Here is a 16,887-nt window from a genome sequence, read left to right as displayed (position 1 = left end):
TCGTTATACTCCCCCCAATACTTGCAGCTTCAGCGGCGTTACTTTCCATCCATTAACAGGTGCAAGATCCTGTGAACAAGCGGATACGGCCACGACAACATCGACCAAAGCTTGCAGCATCACAAAGTCGCCCGGCTTGGATAAAGGTGGCTCAATCACATAATCACCTTCATCATCCAAAACGTTATTCATGAACCAGTTAATTGGATCGGGAAGGACATCATATTTAAGATCAAATGGCTTCAAAGCCTTCTCTAAATTATCATGACAGTTCGGATGTTCTTCTAAGCCAAAATCCATCTTATAACGGTAATAATCACAGGCCGGGAAGAAAAAATCGTGTTTGCCCACGGTATCTTTAACCATAGTCATCAAGGGTCTCCGAAGATTACTATACAGTCCGTCGCCTTCCTTCAATCTTATGCTGCTTAGTGATGATCTCATATGAACAGGAGACACATGTTCTCCATGATTGTCGCGATTAAAACAAACAAAATCACCTACCTGCTGACCTTCCACATCGATAATACAAAGGTAATGCCCTTTCGGTACAACAACTGCTCGTCCCTCGTAAGCCGGTATAAGCACTTCTTCCTTCACTCTGTTCCCAATCAATGCTACTCCTTCTTTCTGTGCTTTCCCCAGCTAATCGATTAATACAGCCACTGCGCGAACCGGCGAGCCTGTTCCTTTACGGATTTTTAGGGGGAGTCCAAAATAGAGAAAACGTTGGTTCACTACTTGATCCAGTTGACACATATTTTCCGTGTTGGTTATGCCATATTCACGGCAAATCAGGTGACCGGAAAACTTTAGATCCGCTGGGTTATCTATAGAAGGAGCATCCACTCCAATATTCACTACGCCATGCTTTGCCAGCCACTCTCCGGCGCTATAGTCAAGTCCAGCATGACGGGTCAGCCATTCCTCACGCCCATAAGAACGGTTGTAATGACCGGTATGGAGCAGAACAATATCACCGCATTCAATATGGAGTCCGGAACGTTCCAATTCTTCCTTTAATATAGCCGCCGTTATATAAGCATCTGGTGCAACACGGGAGACATCCAGACATATCGCAGGTCCATAAAAATATTCTAACGGCATTTCATCAATGGTTTGGCCGTTACGATCATACTCATACGTTGCGTCACTATGTGTGGGTCCATGCTCATTAATGAGCAAATTGTTGGTGGCGAACTCAAAACCAAGCTTCTTTTTACTTTCGTCATGCGACATATTTGGGAAAATCATCGTTTTCTGATGGGGAGGAAATACCGGCATCCCCTGATAAATTTCCTGTGGCAGATCAATTAATCTTAGCCCCATAGGGATCTTCCTTTACTGTAGTATAGTTGGCAGCTTTTTAAAGTTCTCCGCATCAATTAAGCCTAAATCGGTGATTTTCCACTTTGGACTTGTTACCAGAGACAGGAAGGATAAGTGCATAAAGGGAACATGTAAGGTACAGCCAAGCTCCTCTTCAGCTAAACGATGAAGCTCGGATACCGCCGCACTCATTTCTTTGCCAGTTAGCTCATCCGACATCAACCCGCCAATCCGCAGCGGTAAATCTCCAATCACTTTGCCGTCCCGAATCATACATATGCCTCCGTTCATGGCGATTACACGGTTTGCAGCAACCTTCATATCTTCATAATTCGTCCCAGTAACAATGATGTTATGGGTATCATGGGCTACACTTTGAGCAATAGCTCCTTCACGCAGCTTCATCCCACGCACGAAGGTTTTGCCAATCAAGCCGTTTTGTCCATGCCGCTCAATCACAAGCAGCGGTAAAATATCGGCCGCAAGGTCGGGCTGAACAATCCCCTCCTGTACCTTCAAGCTAACCTCTAGCGCACCGGTTAAGTTCTGATCGGGAATTACTTCGATTGCCCGGGCTTTGACCTGATTTCCTTTCGCTTCAATATACAGATCCTGCAACTTAACCGGCGCACGCTTTACCGATGACTTCACCGATTGCGGATAGATATAGGAAGGAATATTAAGGAGCAGTTCACCTTGCGCTGCTGCCTTTGTGCCAGCCAGATATACAACATCTATTGTCATTTGCTGTAGATTCGTAATTACAACCAGATCTGCACGTTTACCTGGCGCCAATACACCGATATCCCCAAACCCGAAATGGGTTGCCGGATTAATCGTAACCATCTGAATGGCTTCTACCGGATCAATCCCCTCTGCTATGGTTCGGCGGACGATCTCATTCATATGACCTTGTTTCAAAAGATCTTCAGGAACCATATCATCCGATACAAGAATCGCTCTACGAGAGTCGACTCCTTCCTCGGTGATGGCACGAATACATTCAGCCATGTTGCGCTGAGAAGAACCTTCCCTTATAAAGACGCTTACGCCGTAACGAAGCTTCTCCATCATCTCTTCCTTGGTAGTGGTCTCATGACAAGATACATGTGTTCCGCCTCCGATAATATGTGCAGCCAATTCCTTACCGAACAATCCGGGGGCATTCCCTTCGACGGTTTTTCCGATACTCTTGGCATACACTACAGAAGCTATCAAATCATCAATGAGGGGTGAGGCATGCCGATATACCGGCATGACATTACTAAACCCTTGGATCTCACCAATCCCTTGTACATAAGGGTCATTCAACAGTTCCTTCATATCTTTAGAATTAATCTCCGCACCCGCTGTTTCGAGACCCGGCGCATCCGGGGTAAGACAAGGTACCGTGTAAAGCACTCGATTCGGAAGAGAACGAGCTTCATCGATCATCGCTTTAATTCCATGAACGCCAAGTACATTCCCTATCTCATGCGGGTCCGCAATCAAGGTTGTCGTCCCTGTTGGAATGGATAGCTTGGAGAACTCCGTAACCGTAAGCATTGCACTTTCAAAATGCATATGAGAATCAATAAAACCGGGACTAATATATTTTCCCGCCACATTTTCTACAACTGTATTTGGACCAATCAGGCTGGAGGCATCCCCAACCATCAGAATTCGTTCACCTTTTACAGCTACATCTCCGGGATAGATTTCTCTAGTAATAACATTAATAATAAATCCGCCACTGAGCACCAGATCAGCATAACTACTCTCATCCAGCAGTGTATCAATGAGTCGGCGATAATCCAGCGCTTCTTTGATCCTAATCGTATCCATCTTTACGTCAGCCCCCTAATGTTCACTCTCCAGACTGTCTACGGTACCGACAATGGCTGCATCGACAGGTGCTCCATCGTACGCCATCGCTCTTGCTGCCATGCTTCCAACCACATAAATCACTTGTTCTCCAATCCCAGCCCCCACGGTGTCTACGGCAATAATGGGGTGTCCGGTTAACGTCCCGTCGAGCATGATGGGCTGAGCAATCAGCAGCTTGGTGCCGACCAGTCGCTCATCTTTCCTCGTCGCGGTCACTCTTCCGATTACTTTTCCAATTTGCATAACTACCGTCTCCCATTCACATCTCCAGAACCTTTATTCCGTAATCCCCTGCCATATCACGGGCCAGTGGGGTAAGAATTGAACCCTTATGCAGCTTGATTACCGTAACGCCACTGGCAAATACAGCCTTAACATCATCTCCGGTAATAATCTGTTTGCTGCTGCCTATATCTGTGATCCAATGATCCAGCCCGTTAGCATCCAGAAGGGTCATTCCATAACTACGAAGTGACCCTAACATTTGCCTAACTTCATGCCTCATAGCAGAAGGCATCGAGTACGTAGTGAAATCCTGCGACGGAGTATTATCACCTGTTTCAATGTTTAAGGCGGCAACCTTTCTGCCTGAACACAGCCCTTGAAGGATCAAACGCGTCATATGATGCTCATCATCCAGTCTGGATAGTTGGGATAATAGGGATAAGGACAAGACTGGAACAAACAGATACTGAATATTGGTGTCCAAAGTTGGAACAGAGCCTGATCTCCATGCTCTTCCAGCGGGTCCGGAATTCACGAAATCATCAATACCCGTCCTCTGAACAAGCTCTCCTGCTCCGTAGGTTGCTCTAGCCTCGTGATCCGCCCATAACTGTAGTCTCAATTTCCTTTCACCAAGCTTCCGCACAGCAGAGAAACCTTGCTCCATACCCATCCAGTGATGAGTTAGCAGTACCAGCATTCGCGGATACTGCTTATCCAGCTCTGCTTCCCTTCCGCGATAGAGCAACTCGGTTGCGGTTCGAACGGCGAGGGTGCTAGATGCAGTTAACATGATTTAGCCTACGCTTTAATGCTGGACAAGATCGCTTTTTCCACTTCACTATGTGGTCTTGGAATGACATGTACGGAGATGAGCTCCCCGACGCGCTTGGCAGCATTTGCACCAGCATCAGTAGCCGCTTTTACAGCTCCTACATCGCCACGCACCATAATCGTCACAAGTCCAAAACCCACCTTTTCATATCCGCAAATTTCCACGTTTGCCGCTTTGACCATCGCATCTGCTGCTTCAATAGCTCCCACGAGCCCTTTAGTTTCGATCAGTCCCAATGCTTCTCCCATTTCTATTTCCTCCTAAGTTTCATATTGATTTTTAATTTCAATGGCTTCATTCATGCCTTATTCCGGCTTTAAAGGATCTGTGTGATTTGGCGTTGTCGGACGTTTCTTGACTTCTTTAGCAGGAGCTGATTTATCTGGCCCAGAACTGATCTCTTCTATAGCTTGCTTGTCCTCAGAGGGTTCTTCTGCTTCCACGGGTTCCTCTAATGGTGTAGCCGAGAAGCGGGACAAAATCTTATCAATTACATCATTATGTGCTCGCGGAATCACGTGAGCAGAGACTATCTTCCCGATTCGCTCTCCCTCCAGCCTGCCGGCTTCCACTGCCGAGGATACAGCAGCCACATCACCGCTGAAATGAATGGTTACGCCAAGCATTCCGCCAACCCCTATTACTTTCTCGATAGCTTCAATGGTTACATCTGCTGTCTTTAATGCGACATCCGCTGCGGATACCGCAGTAGTAAACCCTATCGCCTCAATCAACCCTAGCGCTTGTTGCTTCATTTAACTCCCCTTCTCTCCGTGGTTATACATAGGGCTGCAACACCTTCTGCAGGACAGCAATCGCAGCGGACAACTCTTCCCGCCCCCCTGTCAGCAGCAAATATTCCGCTTCAATGTTGTATTTCACACTTGTACTCATCCCTTGTTTAAGTGCACGATCCAGAAGAGCCACACTGCGGTACCGAGATACCCCCTCCCATAAGGCTATTGAATTACCTTGGGGGATCCCCAAATGTTTCAATAGAAAGGGGGAAGGTTCGAGCGAGATGTAATTACGGATATTCTCTTTTCCATTTTTCTCACATTGGTCGGATATCTGCTGTAGCACTTCCGCAAGTTCAGCCGAGGATTCTCCCAACACTATGGCTTGAAAAGCACTGCCGCGTTCTTTGTTCCAGTTAATCTCGTATTCCAGCTTCGACGCGCCTAGTGCTTCATCCAGCAGGAACAAGTAACCTGGCTTATATCGTTCAGCAGCGACGATCCCCGCTGACTTCGCCGATGTGCGGCGAATGCCAAGCTCAGAGAACAACTCTGACTGTAGTTCCGGATAATGCCAGAAACTAAGCCCCTCACAGTGCTCGCCTATCATCCCCGCTCCGGCACCTTGACCACTAGGAACAGTGAATTCTGTATCACATTCTTCACGGGTTCTCCCCTGCACCAAAGACATCCGTAGTAAAGGAGACATAGATTGTTCAATGAATTCACGGGTTAAGGGCAACGCTGTTGAATTCGAAGAGATAGTAGCGGCAGCAGCATTTAATCGCTGATCTCTTTTATCCTTCTGGTAATTAGGTCGATGAATGTCCGGCACTACCTCTACCTGCGAAGACCCAGTCTTCGGCATAAATGAACCACTTTGAAGAGGGTCTTGACGTTTAGCCGAACTCGGGCGCAGCGCTTCTTGCACAATCGTTCTCATGAAATCCGACATCGCTCATAACCTCCTAGAATAAGATTTTGGCAAGTTCGGGGTGAGGACGTGGAATAACATTGCAGGATATAAGTTCTCCACCCGTCCGTAAATGGGCAGTTCTTCCGGCATCAATCGCCGCAGTGACGGCGGCTACATCGCCTTCCACCACTAGAGCCACAAGGCCTGCACCAACCAGTTTCATGTCAATCAACCTCACCGTCGCCGCTTTGCACATGGTATCCAGCGCTTCCAGTGCAGCAACAAGCCCACGGGTTTCAATCAAGCCAATGGCTTCCATAGATGTGATCCTCCTCCTTCATCATAAATAGTCCTTAATATTAAAATGGGAGTCCGTAGGAATACTTGTACGCCGATACGCTTCTTTCGCGTTCAGCGGATAAGTTGCATCTATACCCATTTTGGCTGATACTCCCCGCAATTGATGGGAAGGTTCCAGCGGTGAGCCCTTGGCCCCCGAAACAATGAACACATCCAGGTCAGCCTGCACACGTGTAGCTATTGCCCATTCCACATCCTGTGGGTTGAACAGATCCACATCTTCATCGACGACTACGACATGCTTCAGATCCTTGTCACTAGCAAAAGCTGCCAATAACGCTTGTTTGGCATCACCTTCGGTGCGTTTGCGGATCGAAATGACCGCATGGTAACGACCAATCCCCCCAACCGTTAAATGAACATTTAGTACTTCCGGGACAACCTGCCGCACCGTACTAAGCAAGGTAGCCTCGCGAGCGAGCGCCATGGGCAAATGCTCTTCATATCCAGAAGGGTAGATCGTCTGCCAAATAGGCTGATTGCGGTAAGTAATGGCTGAGAATTCAATCACTGGCTGCGGCGTACATTCTCCGTAATAACCTGCTAATTCCCCGAATGGCCCCTCCGGTTCCCGGACATACGGCAAGATCCTCCCTTCCAGCACTACTTCTGCTTCGGCAAGCACCTCCAGATCCACCGTTTTTGCCTGCACAACATCCAGTGGATGCCCTAGAAGAGCACCAGCTACGTCGAGCTTGTCGCAATGATATAGATGTGTACTGATTTGCGAACTCAGAATGACCGCCGGAACAATGCCGAACATGACCGCAATCTCCATCGGCTCACCCTGCTTCTCATACTCCAAATACTGCTGATACAGCTCCGGTGAAGAGATAAGCACACTAGCCCGGTTGCCCTCAAGAAGCTGCATACGGCGAATCGACGTGTAACGCTTATTTCCATTTCGTTCTTTGACAACCACGATGCCCGAGACAAGGTAAGCTCCCGAATCATCCTTATGATACGTGCAGACTGGGAAATGATCGGTCAGTCGAAATGGCTTCAGTACCACATTGTCATGGACAGGACCCGAAGCTACCTTCCGTGTCGGAAGCGGATGAACGATGGAATCAATCAGCTTTTTCAGCAAATCCTTCTTACCGATACCCATCGTCTCTGCCAGCAGATCACGATCGCCGCCCAGTCCGGATACCATGGGCATGTCATAGCCTTTAATTTTTTCGAAATAAAAGGGCTGTTTGCCTTCCCCGGTCCGGATGACCGCCCCCACTTCAAACTTCGGATCAACTTCCTTGCGGATATGTGTGATTCTCCCGCTTCGTTCTAAATGATCTATTAGCGTGCGAATATTGTTCATCATCCCACTGGTTTCTCCCCCCATCTCGCCATAAGCTCGTGTTCAATATTCAGGGAATCCAAAATTCTGGCGATGACGAAATTGACTAATTCCCAGATCTCAGTAGGATGGTGATAGAACCCCGGAGAAGCTGGCAGAATATCTGCACCTGCACGCGCCAGCCGGGTCATATTCTCCAAATGGATCAGGTGAAGCGGCGTTTCTCGCGGGACAACGATCAATTTTCTTTTTTCCTTCAACATCACGCTTGCCGTCCGGCTCAGTAACGTGTCTCCTACTCCATTCGCAATCGCCCCGAGGGAATTCATCGAACAAGGAAGGATAACCATCCCATCCGTCTTAAATGAGCCGCTCGCCACCGATGCGAATAAATTGTTATTTTCCAGTACTTTCGCGTAAGACTTGATTTCCTCCATGGTGACTCCACACTCGAATTTCATCACCTTGTTCGCCATGTCGGTAGCGATGACATAAGTTTCGATGTGAAGTTGATGCAGTGCACGGATTAGGGTATACGCGTAAATTGAGCCACTAGCTCCGGTAATGCCTACAACAATTCTCATAATCGTTTCTCCTTTAACTGCTCTCGATGAAACTTAACTCCATGGAATCATGGTTTGCACTTTTTCCAGTCTCCGGGCCAGGAATACGAGCAAAATCGGAGTACCGATCACCAGTGGAGGTACGTCGCTGATACCGATCCATAAAACTGCCCACCAAAAGTCGAAGATACCGAGGAAATCCAGACTGGCACAAGCTACCAGGATCATAATAACTCCCGCAACCAAAGACCAAAGCGCCGATTTGATAATGACCGATTTATCATGACCCAGCTGCTGCAAGGTTCTACCTCTGCCTACCATCATTGCCGGCAGCCAGCCGGTAAATCCGACCATAATTCCGTCTGCCAGCAGCGTATGAGTGGGAAGGAAGGTGCCTGCGAGCAGCGCCCATACAATCGTTCCAATATAGCCGGAGAAAAATCCGGTTTTTGGGCCAAAGATAATGCCCACAACCGCAGGCATGAATGCAAAAATTCTTAGATGAATGACTCCGGGTACTAGCGCGATTGGATTAACGTATCCCCATAACACACCGGTCAGAACTCCAAAAATAACCCAGTATACTACACTCATCACACCTGTCGAGCTTGTTCTTGCTTCATTTTGCACCTTCATTGGATTTGCCATTTCGAAACACTCCTCTTCCCTAGGAATTAGTTTTGTAATTCGTTTGAATCACTTGAGTCAACATCTCATGTAGTTTCTCAACCGCGTAGTCCACAAAGATGCGGCCTTTTTCCACAGTAGCCAATGTAGGCGCTCCGATGACCCCATGTATGGAGACATCCTTTGTTTTCCATCCCGGAGTGACAGGGCCCTTCAGCGTAACATGAGGATTGGCGGTAAACTGAGGATCGGGAAACTCATCCACGGCCTTGGACATATCCACCCGCTCCGGACAAAACACAAGCATCAAGGATGTCTCGAGTTCACAGGCATGAAACACTCCATAATCACCGGACTGCTGTACCTGCTCCAGAATGTCATTCCAAAAAGATGTAAACCACCAGTCAAAAACAAATAGTTCTATTTCATGTGCAATCCGCATATCACGGCTTAGCACATTCAGCAAATCTGTATTTCCTCCGTGACTGTTCATGAAGAGAACTTTGGTGAACCCATGACTGCGAACCGATTTGCATAAATCATCCAGCATGGAGTAAAACGTATGAGTGCTGAAACTTAGCGTCCCGGGAAAATCCATGTGTTCCATACTTTTCCCTATAGGAAGCAGCGGGGTGATAAGCACCTGGTGATCCGGAAAATCCACCTCCCGCATAAACACATCTAGCAGACTCTCCAAGATAATCGAATCCGTTCCGACCGGGAGATGAGCCCCATGCTGCTCAGTGGCCCCGATAGGAATAATAACAAGGGAATGTTCTTTATCCATCGCACCAATTTCTTCAGTTGTACACATGCTCCATTGCTTTATCATGACACCCGGCTCCTTTACGCTTTTAATATCGGAAATTGGATTCCAAGATAAACGGCCGCGGCCCACATCAAGGTGAAGCAGACAAAAAATTGCAGGTCCATGGCGCTTACCCTGAAGGTCTTATATGAACTGCGTTTTTGCTTGAAATTAAGATTATAAATATGCATGGAGAGCGATATACTCTGACCGGATTGAATAGCCCGGATAAATAGGGGGAATAAAATGACCGAATAACACCGGAGCCGTGACACCATACCTCCTTTATCGAGTTCAAGACCCCGGGCGCGCTGGGCGTCGGCAATCGTCTGAAATTCGGATATCATTAACGGAATGATCTGAAACACCAGCCCGCACATAAAAGCTACTTTAAAGGGAACACCCAGCTTCTGCAGCCCATAAATGATCTCGCTGAAATTAGTCGTCATGATCAAGGTATAGAACACCGATACCATGAGGAAAATGCGTATGGATGCCACTACGGATTTCAGTAAATCCTTATCTTCCAGCGCGAAAGGCCCCATCTGCCAGATTACCGTTCCGTCATTGTTCTGAAAGCAGCCGATGATCAGCCAGGTCAGAAAAGCCATAATCAGCATGGGCAACAGACGTTTCAGCATGCCTGTCATCTCGCGTCCGAGATCGGAAATCAGCCAGAGCAGCGCACAACCGGCGAGGAACAAGGTGAGCACAAACAAATTTTTGTACAAAACGACCATCACCGTCATGATTACAAACCAGATAATTTTCACCCGGGGTTCAATCCGGTGCAGAAAAGATGATTTGTGTACATATCCCGTAAATTTCATATTTGGCCTTCCCCCTCAGCTAACGGATGCTGATAACATGGGTAACAGCTGTCGACAAATTGCGGGACTGTCAGGATATCCGGATAACCCAGAAGATCCGCCAATTGCATCACTTGAGGGGGTTCGATACTGACTTCACTGAGCAGGTTCTTGTGACAAAATACTTCTGCCGTCGGCCCCTGCAGCAGGATATTGCCATCTTTCATCAAAATCGCTTCATCGGCTGTTTCGGCTACAAAGGACATTTCATGGCTGATCATAATCACGGTTTTCCCTTGATTTCGAAGCTTGTCCATCAAGCGAAACAACATTTCTTTCATCATGCGGTCCATACCCAGCGTCGGTTCATCCAGAATGATAACTTCAGGATCGGTGAGCAGAACGGATAATATCGTCAGCATATGTTTATGACCCATGGACAGGTTCATAGGGAAAGCATCCTTGTATTCCAGCAAGGCGTGTTCCTTAAGCAAATCATCAATCCTCGCCTCGTCCATCTCACGTTTCATAATCCGGGTGGAGAACGTCACTTCCTTCCAAACCGAATCCTCAAAGATCATCTGGTCAGGATGCTGAAACACATAAGCGATGCTGCGGGCAAGGTCCGCCGTACTTTTACCGGCTATAGATTGTCCCTCATATAGGATGGAACCGGAGGTTGGCTCATGCAGGCCGATCAAATGCCTGACGAGTGTTGTTTTCCCTGAACCATTCTGTCCAAGCACAGCGGTGACCGCACCTCGGTAAAAATGAGCGTTCACCTCATTTAGTGCACGAAAGCCGTCGAACTCTTTAGTGAGGTCCTGAATTTCAATCGTTCTGGTCTTTTCTTCATTAATCTGGCTGATTGTCTGTTTCCGTTCGGAAATGTTGACTATTCCCTGAAAATAATCCACTGCTCCTCTCACCGTACTAAACAAGGTTGAACCTCGCTTCGGGTCACACATATGATACAGCTCCAGCATTTCCGGTACCGTGACTCCAAAACGGTTATATAGGTCTACATCCTGGAAGAAATCATCTTTTGGGCCATCAAACTGTACTTTCCCCACTTCGAGAGCCATAACGCGGTCCACTACTTCTGCCGACCAATCCAAATTCTGATCTATCAGGAGCACGGTTTGCCCTTCTTTTTTCAACTGCAACAGTACTTCTTGAACAAGTGCCTTTCCCCTCGGATCAAGGGAACTGACCGGCTCATCCAGTATTAGCAGCTGCGGCTCCATCGCCAGCACAGAAGCAATGCATACGGTCTGTTTCTGCCCGCCGGATAACGAACTGACCGGACTGTTCAGGAATCTTTCGATTCCGAATAATTCCAGCACACGATTCAGTCGCCGCCTGATCTCCGTCTCATCCAGTCCCATATTCTCGAGCCCGAAGACAATTGCATCTTCTACTCGGTACCCAAACAACTGATTCTCGGGGATTTGAGAGACATAACCAACTTCGTAACTAACATTGTCTTCAAAGCTGACATCACCGCTTAGCTCACTGCCTTTAATTAATTGAGGGATCACACCGCTGAGAATATAGCCAAGCGTAGACTTTCCACTTCCACTTTTACCGACTAGTGCAACCGTCTCCCCGGCTTTGATGTCAAAACTGGCATCGTCAACAGCCCGAATAGATCCGTGCATATGCCGGTAAGAGAGATTCCTTACGGATAACAGCATGTTATTCACTCCTAACGAGATCTTATTGCGCTGTAAATTTCAACTCATCCACACTGACAATCCTGCCGAGCACATAATCAATATGCTCCAACGCAGCTTCATGTTGTTTGGCACTAGTACCAGCTACACATTCTCTAGGTACAACCACATAATAATCATGCTGCTGAGCGTCTGTAGCTGTAGCGCGTACACATACATCCGTCGCAGCCCCGGTCAGAATAATCGTCTTTACGCCCAATCCCTTCAGTAAAACTTGCAGATCGGTCTGAAAAAACGCGCTGTATCTACGTTTCTGAATGACATAATCAGTAGGATGAGGCTTCAATTCCTCGATGATTTCGACACCCGGCGTTCCCTCTACGCAATGGATAGGTTCACTGCGGTCCAGCTCCCGTCCGAAATCAACATGACTTTTACGGTGAATCTCCTGAGTGTAAATCACAGGCACGCCGGATTCCCTGGCATAGGCTAGCAGCTTTTGGTTGGATGCTATTAAACTCTCATCCGCTTTACAAGGAATGACCGCTTCTTTCCCGACAAAATCATACTGCATATCGATAACAACAATTGCGGCGTCTTTCAGGTTTGACATTCTCTACCACTCCTTATGATGTATATAGAAAAAAGGCAGCCATTGTTAGAATAAATTTCTTCTAACAACGGCTGCCTTTCATCGTGAACGAATCCAAGTATACCGTCTTTCATATGTTCAACAGGTTATCGCCCAAGATAAATCAAGGGAATCTCCTATCGTTGTTCACTTTTCCTTAGTCAAACTCAACAATAACTATCGTTGATGCCCATTCTGTGGACGGGTCATAATCCCGCAAAATGGAAATGACCTTCAAATTCATTTCAGCTTCCACTATTTTGAGAAAACGAAATTTGAATTCCGAGTGAAGGGCATGATCAACGGCCATTTTTGTAGGTGTGTGACGTAATTCCAACGCTTTTAGGGCCATTACACGCTGATGTTTTACCAAAAACAGGATTACATTATCCTCTATGCTGATTTTCAACTGGTTCACGCCAAATCCGTAGATTTCTTTGTTGACTTCGTTATAAAAGCGAGAGAGAAGTTTTTTGTATTCACTGTTTTCATGCAATTTTGGAATAGCCATAGATGCACACCACCTTTTAAGTTATTTTTATTATACTTATTTTAATTTTGATGTAAATACCTATGTTAGTTTTTATTACATAAACAAATGATTTTCTTTTCCCTTCGGTTTCACTTCCGTTTTCTTGATTCGTTAATGGAGTATACCATCAGACCAAGCACAGTCACTACATAAGGAACCGTGGATACGAGCTCCGCTGGAATCTTGAGCAGTTGAAGGGCATTAGACATAGCCTCAGCAAATCCGAATAAAAAAGAGGTCAGAGCTGTACCTACAGTAGTACTTCTGCCCATAGATTCTGCTGCAAGTGCAATCCACCCTCTACCAGCTGTCATATCCCTCGTGAAGAGAGATAAATAGCCCATAGACATATAAGCGCCGCCGAGACTCGCGAACAACCCACTTAGCAATAGTGCTATATATTGGGTTCTGACAACCTTTACACCAACGGATTCAGCCGCTTGGGGATTCTCACCAACCGCACGGATTTGAAGGCCTAACGGTGTTTTCTGCAGGATGTAATATACGATAATAACTGCGAGAATAGACAAATAAGTCAATACGTGATGTCCTGAAACAATAGGCCCAATCCATGGGATGTCCTTAATCAGTGGAATCTCGAGATTAGGCAGCACCTTACTCGCAACGGAAGAGGATGTTCCTTTATCGCCAGTCAGCAAGTACAGTACAAATATCGTCCCGCCAGAGGCAAAAGCGTTTATCGCAATCCCGCCCAGTATAATATGTGTTTTAAATTTCAGTGTAAAAAAAGCCAGCACTCCCGCCATCAGCACCCCACCAAAGGCCGCTCCAAGCAATCCGAGCCAAGCACTACCTGTATATGCACTGAAAAGCACACCCACTAATGCTGAAGTTAACATGATCCCTTCCAGACCAATATTTACAATACCAGCCCGGTTAGAAATGAGTGCTCCAAGAGCTGCAAACAGGATCGGTGTCGTAACCCGCAGGACAGAAAATGCAAACTCAGTGGTGAAGATGACCGCAAAAAAGTTATGCATTCTTCTGCGCCTCCTTCAGCAGCATTCTGTTCTTCCAAAATTTAAGGAACTGTTCTGCGGAAACCAGTAACAGAATCACACCTTGAACAATGGAGATCATTTCTGCAGGAACATCTGAGTACCTGGACATCATATCTGCTCCAACCCGTATGTAGGCTAAGAAGAAAGCTGATCCGATAACCGCCAGCGGATTATTCTTGGCAAGCATCGCCACCAGCGCACCATCCATTCCATATCCGGGCAGAGACGTCCAATCGAACCGGGTATGCATGCCAAGCACCTCGACCGAACCCCCTACTCCAGCCAGAAATCCAGCCAATAAATGAACGTAAACGATCACTCGGCCCGTCTTAATGCCGGAGTATTCCGCAAACTCCCGGTTAGAGCCAGTCATCCGCAGCTCATAACCCCATTTGGTTCGATACATGAAATAATGAGTACATACGATGCAAACTAATACGATAATTAATCCTGAATGAATCCGAGTTCCCGGAACGATTTTACTAAGCACCGCTGATGGATCAAATTTAAAGGATGCCGTCTGAAAAGCAGCCGCATCTCTCATTTTATAATTTAGGAAATACAGCCCCACACCAAGTAGAATACTATTGAACATTAAGGAGGTAACCAATTCGTTGGCGTTCCACTTCGCCTTGAGAATTCCGGGAATGGCCGAAATTAACGCCCCGACAACGCCTCCTGCAAGGATCGCGATAATAGGATGCAGAAATCCCATGCCCACAGGAATAGCAACAGCCGCGGCCACTAATCCGGAGATGTAGAAGATCCCTTCTGCTCCGAGATTAAACATATTCATCTTGAATAATAGAGCTACCGAAACCCCTGCAAACATAAGCGGAATCGCCATTTCCACCACGTTCCCCGCATGTGATAACGAAGAGATTGGCTCATACAGAAATACAAGCATGGTATGCCACGGCTGTTCACTGACAAAGGATATGATCAGAAGGGACAGGATGAGTGCAATAACAATGACAGCTAAAGTTCGAATCGTCTCGAAATATTTGAGTTTAAAAATAAATAGCCCTCCTTATCTCATCCTCATCCTGCTTCTTGATGCCGAGCATAAACAGTCCGAGTTCTTCTTCTGTAAGTGCTGCTGGATTGTCGAAATATCCTACAACCTCTCCTTCATACATCACTAGCAAGCTATCACTCAGCTCCAAAATTTCATTCAGATCAGCCGAGATGAGTAGTGTCGCACAATCCTCTTGGCGCATTTCTATCAGCTTCTGGTGAATGAGTTGAGCAGCTCCTACATCAACTCCACGGGTCGGCTGTTCCGCTACCATTAACAAGGGTTCTGTCGAGCTTTCTCTTGCTACTACAACCTTCTGCATATTCCCACCAGACAACATGCCTATCTCTTGCTGGGGTCCAGACGTTTTGATTTGAAAAGAATCAATCAAACCTTGTGCGAGTACGTTCATCTTTTTCCGTCTCATAAAGATCCCTGTGTTCCATTCCTTCTTTCGGAATCTGGTCGAGACCATATTATCAACGATACTGACATCCTTAGCCGTCCCCTGTCTCATACGATCCTCAGGAACATAAGACAATCCGAGGTTTCGAATCTGAGCAATATCCAATAGGCTAATGTCCTGCTTATTCACGAAAACAGTCCCAGAAGAAATGCTGCGCTGACCAGTAATTGCTTGAACTAACTCGGCTTGCCCATTGCCCTCGACGCCAGCAATTCCTACAATTTCCCCTTGGCGGATAGAAAGACTCACAGATTTCAAGACCTTGTTTCCATGTTCACCGAGTAAAGACAAGTCCTTAACATTTAAAATCGTTTCTCCGTAGGTACGGGCTTCCTTCTCATACTTCAGAACTACATCACGCCCCACCATCAGCCGGGATATCTCTTGCTCGGAAACATCGGCGACTTCAAAAACACCCTCCGTTCTTCCACCGCGCATAATAGTAATTCGATCACAGATGGCCTTCACTTCTTTTAGCTTGTGAGAGATAAAGACGATGGTATGTCCCGCATCTTTCAAAAGCTTCAGTTCCTCAAATAATTCGGCCGTTTCTTGCGGAGTGAGTACAGCTGTTGGCTCATCGAGTATAAGGATCTTGGCCCCACGAACCAGCGCCTTTAGGATCTCTACCTTCTGCTTCATGCCTACCGAGAGATTCTCAACCTTCATCTCCGGATCGACATGCAGATTGTATTTCTCAGAGAATTCCTTTGTAATCCTAATCGCTTCATTATAATTAAAGGCCATGCCCTTCTTCGGCTCCATACCAAGCACCATATTTTCCGCTACTGTAAAAGATGGAACAAGCATAAAATGCTGATGAACCATTCCAATGCCCATATCAATCGCATCCTGCGGCGAACGGAGCTTAATTTTTTGTCCTCTTAGGAACATCTCGCCTTCACTGGGTTCTTCCATCCCAAACAGAATCTTCATTAGTGTGGATTTACCGGCTCCATTCTCCCCGGCAAGCGCATGAATCTCACCTTCACATAAGCTGAAACTCACATTCTGATTCGCTACAACCCCATTGGGATAAACCTTGATGATCTTACGCATCTCCAGTAAAGTGTCCTTCATCGTCCTTCCCCCTAACCCTGCTACATGATGATGGATACCGGATATGGATAAGGAGGAAATTCCCTCAAGGAACCCCCTCCTCCATCTTAG

20 protein-coding genes are annotated in these 16,887 nt (G+C 46.8%); all 20 read right to left on the bottom strand.

The features are described from left to right. Positions 1–3: 3 nt before the first annotated feature. On the bottom strand, positions 4–600 hold the full coding sequence (locus tag AQR02_RS06245; protein WP_245237162.1) for a DUF1989 domain-containing protein: 597 nt from the start codon (positions 598–600) through the stop codon (positions 4–6). Between the two features lie 45 nt (positions 601–645). Then, positions 646–1,329 carry a cyclase family protein gene (locus tag AQR02_RS06240; protein WP_054939845.1) on the bottom strand — a complete coding sequence of 228 codons (684 nt, stop codon included), beginning with the start codon at positions 1,327–1,329 and terminating at the stop codon, positions 646–648. A gap of 12 nt (positions 1,330–1,341) precedes the next feature. Next, positions 1,342–3,153, bottom strand: a complete 1,812-nt coding sequence (ade, locus tag AQR02_RS06235; RefSeq protein WP_054939844.1) for an adenine deaminase — start codon at positions 3,151–3,153, stop codon at positions 1,342–1,344. Between the two features lie 15 nt (positions 3,154–3,168). Continuing rightward, positions 3,169–3,438, bottom strand: coding sequence for a EutN/CcmL family microcompartment protein (locus AQR02_RS06230; protein ID WP_054939843.1), 270 nt, complete (start codon positions 3,436–3,438; stop codon positions 3,169–3,171). Between the two features lie 16 nt (positions 3,439–3,454). Further along, the gene (locus AQR02_RS06225) at positions 3,455–4,213 is read right to left on the bottom strand and encodes a hypothetical protein (protein ID WP_054939842.1); all 759 of its coding nucleotides are present in this window, start codon (positions 4,211–4,213) and stop codon (positions 3,455–3,457) included. Between the two features lie 8 nt (positions 4,214–4,221). Beyond that, the gene (locus AQR02_RS06220) at positions 4,222–4,503 is read right to left on the bottom strand and encodes a BMC domain-containing protein (protein WP_054939841.1); all 282 of its coding nucleotides are present in this window, start codon (positions 4,501–4,503) and stop codon (positions 4,222–4,224) included. 57 nt (positions 4,504–4,560) lie between these two features. Next, the gene (locus AQR02_RS31070) at positions 4,561–5,010 is read right to left on the bottom strand and encodes a BMC domain-containing protein (RefSeq protein ID WP_082451678.1); all 450 of its coding nucleotides are present in this window, start codon (positions 5,008–5,010) and stop codon (positions 4,561–4,563) included. 22 nt (positions 5,011–5,032) lie between these two features. After that, positions 5,033–5,947 (bottom strand): hypothetical protein, encoded by a 915-nt coding sequence (locus AQR02_RS06210; RefSeq protein WP_054939840.1) that lies wholly within the window; start codon positions 5,945–5,947, stop codon positions 5,033–5,035. A gap of 13 nt (positions 5,948–5,960) precedes the next feature. Further along, on the bottom strand, positions 5,961–6,227 hold the full coding sequence (locus AQR02_RS06205; RefSeq protein ID WP_054939839.1) for a BMC domain-containing protein: 267 nt from the start codon (positions 6,225–6,227) through the stop codon (positions 5,961–5,963). Between the two features lie 21 nt (positions 6,228–6,248). Further along, positions 6,249–7,589: a UbiD family decarboxylase gene (locus AQR02_RS06200; RefSeq protein WP_245237161.1), complete on the bottom strand. Its 1,341-nt coding sequence runs from the start codon at positions 7,587–7,589 to the stop codon at positions 6,249–6,251. Then, positions 7,586–8,149 (bottom strand): UbiX family flavin prenyltransferase, encoded by a 564-nt coding sequence (locus AQR02_RS06195; RefSeq protein WP_054939838.1) that lies wholly within the window; start codon positions 8,147–8,149, stop codon positions 7,586–7,588. Before AQR02_RS06195 ends, AQR02_RS06200 begins: the two co-directional genes overlap by 4 nt. Positions 8,150–8,182: 33 nt before the next feature. Then, on the bottom strand, positions 8,183–8,776 hold the full coding sequence (locus AQR02_RS06190) for an aminotriazole resistance protein (RefSeq protein ID WP_108721976.1): 594 nt from the start codon (positions 8,774–8,776) through the stop codon (positions 8,183–8,185). A gap of 19 nt (positions 8,777–8,795) precedes the next feature. Then, entirely contained in the window at positions 8,796–9,587 is a 792-nt protein-coding gene (locus tag AQR02_RS06185) for a creatininase family protein (RefSeq protein WP_054939837.1), read from the bottom strand. Positions 9,588–9,601: 14 nt separating this feature from the next. Beyond that, the gene (locus tag AQR02_RS06180) at positions 9,602–10,393 is read right to left on the bottom strand and encodes an energy-coupling factor transporter transmembrane component T family protein (protein ID WP_054939836.1); all 792 of its coding nucleotides are present in this window, start codon (positions 10,391–10,393) and stop codon (positions 9,602–9,604) included. Beyond that, positions 10,390–12,069: an ABC transporter ATP-binding protein gene (locus tag AQR02_RS06175; RefSeq protein WP_054939835.1), complete on the bottom strand. Its 1,680-nt coding sequence runs from the start codon at positions 12,067–12,069 to the stop codon at positions 10,390–10,392. The genes AQR02_RS06180 and AQR02_RS06175 overlap by 4 nt, the downstream gene beginning before the upstream one ends. Positions 12,070–12,091: 22 nt before the next feature. Beyond that, entirely contained in the window at positions 12,092–12,661 is a 570-nt protein-coding gene (locus AQR02_RS06170) for a cysteine hydrolase family protein (protein ID WP_054939834.1), read from the bottom strand. 175 nt (positions 12,662–12,836) lie between these two features. Further along, a complete protein-coding gene (locus tag AQR02_RS06165) occupies positions 12,837–13,190 on the bottom strand; it encodes a hypothetical protein (RefSeq protein WP_054939833.1) in 354 nt (117 codons plus the stop codon). A gap of 110 nt (positions 13,191–13,300) precedes the next feature. Further along, positions 13,301–14,212, bottom strand: a complete 912-nt coding sequence (locus AQR02_RS06160) for an ABC transporter permease (protein WP_054939832.1) — start codon at positions 14,210–14,212, stop codon at positions 13,301–13,303. Next, positions 14,205–15,140 carry an ABC transporter permease gene (locus AQR02_RS06155; RefSeq protein ID WP_245237159.1) on the bottom strand — a complete coding sequence of 312 codons (936 nt, stop codon included), beginning with the start codon at positions 15,138–15,140 and terminating at the stop codon, positions 14,205–14,207. The genes AQR02_RS06160 and AQR02_RS06155 overlap by 8 nt, the downstream gene beginning before the upstream one ends. A gap of 103 nt (positions 15,141–15,243) precedes the next feature. Further along, entirely contained in the window at positions 15,244–16,797 is a 1,554-nt protein-coding gene (locus tag AQR02_RS06150) for an ABC transporter ATP-binding protein (RefSeq protein WP_054939830.1), read from the bottom strand. Between the last annotated feature and the right edge of the window lie 90 nt (positions 16,798–16,887).

This window comes from Paenibacillus ihuae (assembly GCF_001368795.1).
Classification (GTDB): domain Bacteria; phylum Bacillota; class Bacilli; order Paenibacillales; family Paenibacillaceae; genus Paenibacillus_AQ; species Paenibacillus_AQ ihuae.
The sequence above is the reverse complement of the archived record's forward strand: the minus strand, read 5'-3'. Positions and strand labels throughout refer to the sequence as shown.

Excerpts from the sequence above, each read along its gene's own strand:
- AQR02_RS06240 (WP_054939845.1), bottom strand. The coding sequence starts at position 1,329 with ATGGGGCTAAGATTAATTGATCTGCCACAGGAAATTTATCAGGGGATG.
- ade (WP_054939844.1), bottom strand. The coding sequence starts at position 3,153 with ATGGATACGATTAGGATCAAAGAAGCGCTGGATTATCGCCGACTCATT.
- AQR02_RS06230 (WP_054939843.1), bottom strand. The coding sequence starts at position 3,438 with ATGCAAATTGGAAAAGTAATCGGAAGAGTGACCGCGACGAGGAAAGAT.
- AQR02_RS06225 (WP_054939842.1), bottom strand. The coding sequence starts at position 4,213 with ATGTTAACTGCATCTAGCACCCTCGCCGTTCGAACCGCAACCGAGTTG.
- AQR02_RS06220 (WP_054939841.1), bottom strand. The coding sequence starts at position 4,503 with ATGGGAGAAGCATTGGGACTGATCGAAACTAAAGGGCTCGTGGGAGCT.
- AQR02_RS31070 (WP_082451678.1), bottom strand. The coding sequence starts at position 5,010 with ATGAAGCAACAAGCGCTAGGGTTGATTGAGGCGATAGGGTTTACTACT.
- AQR02_RS06210 (WP_054939840.1), bottom strand. The coding sequence starts at position 5,947 with ATGTCGGATTTCATGAGAACGATTGTGCAAGAAGCGCTGCGCCCGAGT.
- AQR02_RS06205 (WP_054939839.1), bottom strand. The coding sequence starts at position 6,227 with ATGGAAGCCATTGGCTTGATTGAAACCCGTGGGCTTGTTGCTGCACTG.
- AQR02_RS06200 (WP_245237161.1), bottom strand. The coding sequence starts at position 7,589 with ATGATGAACAATATTCGCACGCTAATAGATCATTTAGAACGAAGCGGG.
- AQR02_RS06195 (WP_054939838.1), bottom strand. The coding sequence starts at position 8,149 with ATGAGAATTGTTGTAGGCATTACCGGAGCTAGTGGCTCAATTTACGCG.
- AQR02_RS06190 (WP_108721976.1), bottom strand. The coding sequence starts at position 8,776 with ATGGCAAATCCAATGAAGGTGCAAAATGAAGCAAGAACAAGCTCGACA.
- AQR02_RS06185 (WP_054939837.1), bottom strand. The coding sequence starts at position 9,587 with ATGATAAAGCAATGGAGCATGTGTACAACTGAAGAAATTGGTGCGATG.
- AQR02_RS06180 (WP_054939836.1), bottom strand. The coding sequence starts at position 10,393 with ATGAAATTTACGGGATATGTACACAAATCATCTTTTCTGCACCGGATT.
- AQR02_RS06175 (WP_054939835.1), bottom strand. The coding sequence starts at position 12,069 with ATGCTGTTATCCGTAAGGAATCTCTCTTACCGGCATATGCACGGATCT.
- AQR02_RS06170 (WP_054939834.1), bottom strand. The coding sequence starts at position 12,661 with ATGTCAAACCTGAAAGACGCCGCAATTGTTGTTATCGATATGCAGTAT.
- AQR02_RS06165 (WP_054939833.1), bottom strand. The coding sequence starts at position 13,190 with ATGGCTATTCCAAAATTGCATGAAAACAGTGAATACAAAAAACTTCTC.
- AQR02_RS06160 (WP_054939832.1), bottom strand. The coding sequence starts at position 14,212 with ATGCATAACTTTTTTGCGGTCATCTTCACCACTGAGTTTGCATTTTCT.
- AQR02_RS06155 (WP_245237159.1), bottom strand. The coding sequence starts at position 15,140 with ATGCTTGTATTTCTGTATGAGCCAATCTCTTCGTTATCACATGCGGGG.
- AQR02_RS06150 (WP_054939830.1), bottom strand. The coding sequence starts at position 16,797 with ATGAAGGACACTTTACTGGAGATGCGTAAGATCATCAAGGTTTATCCC.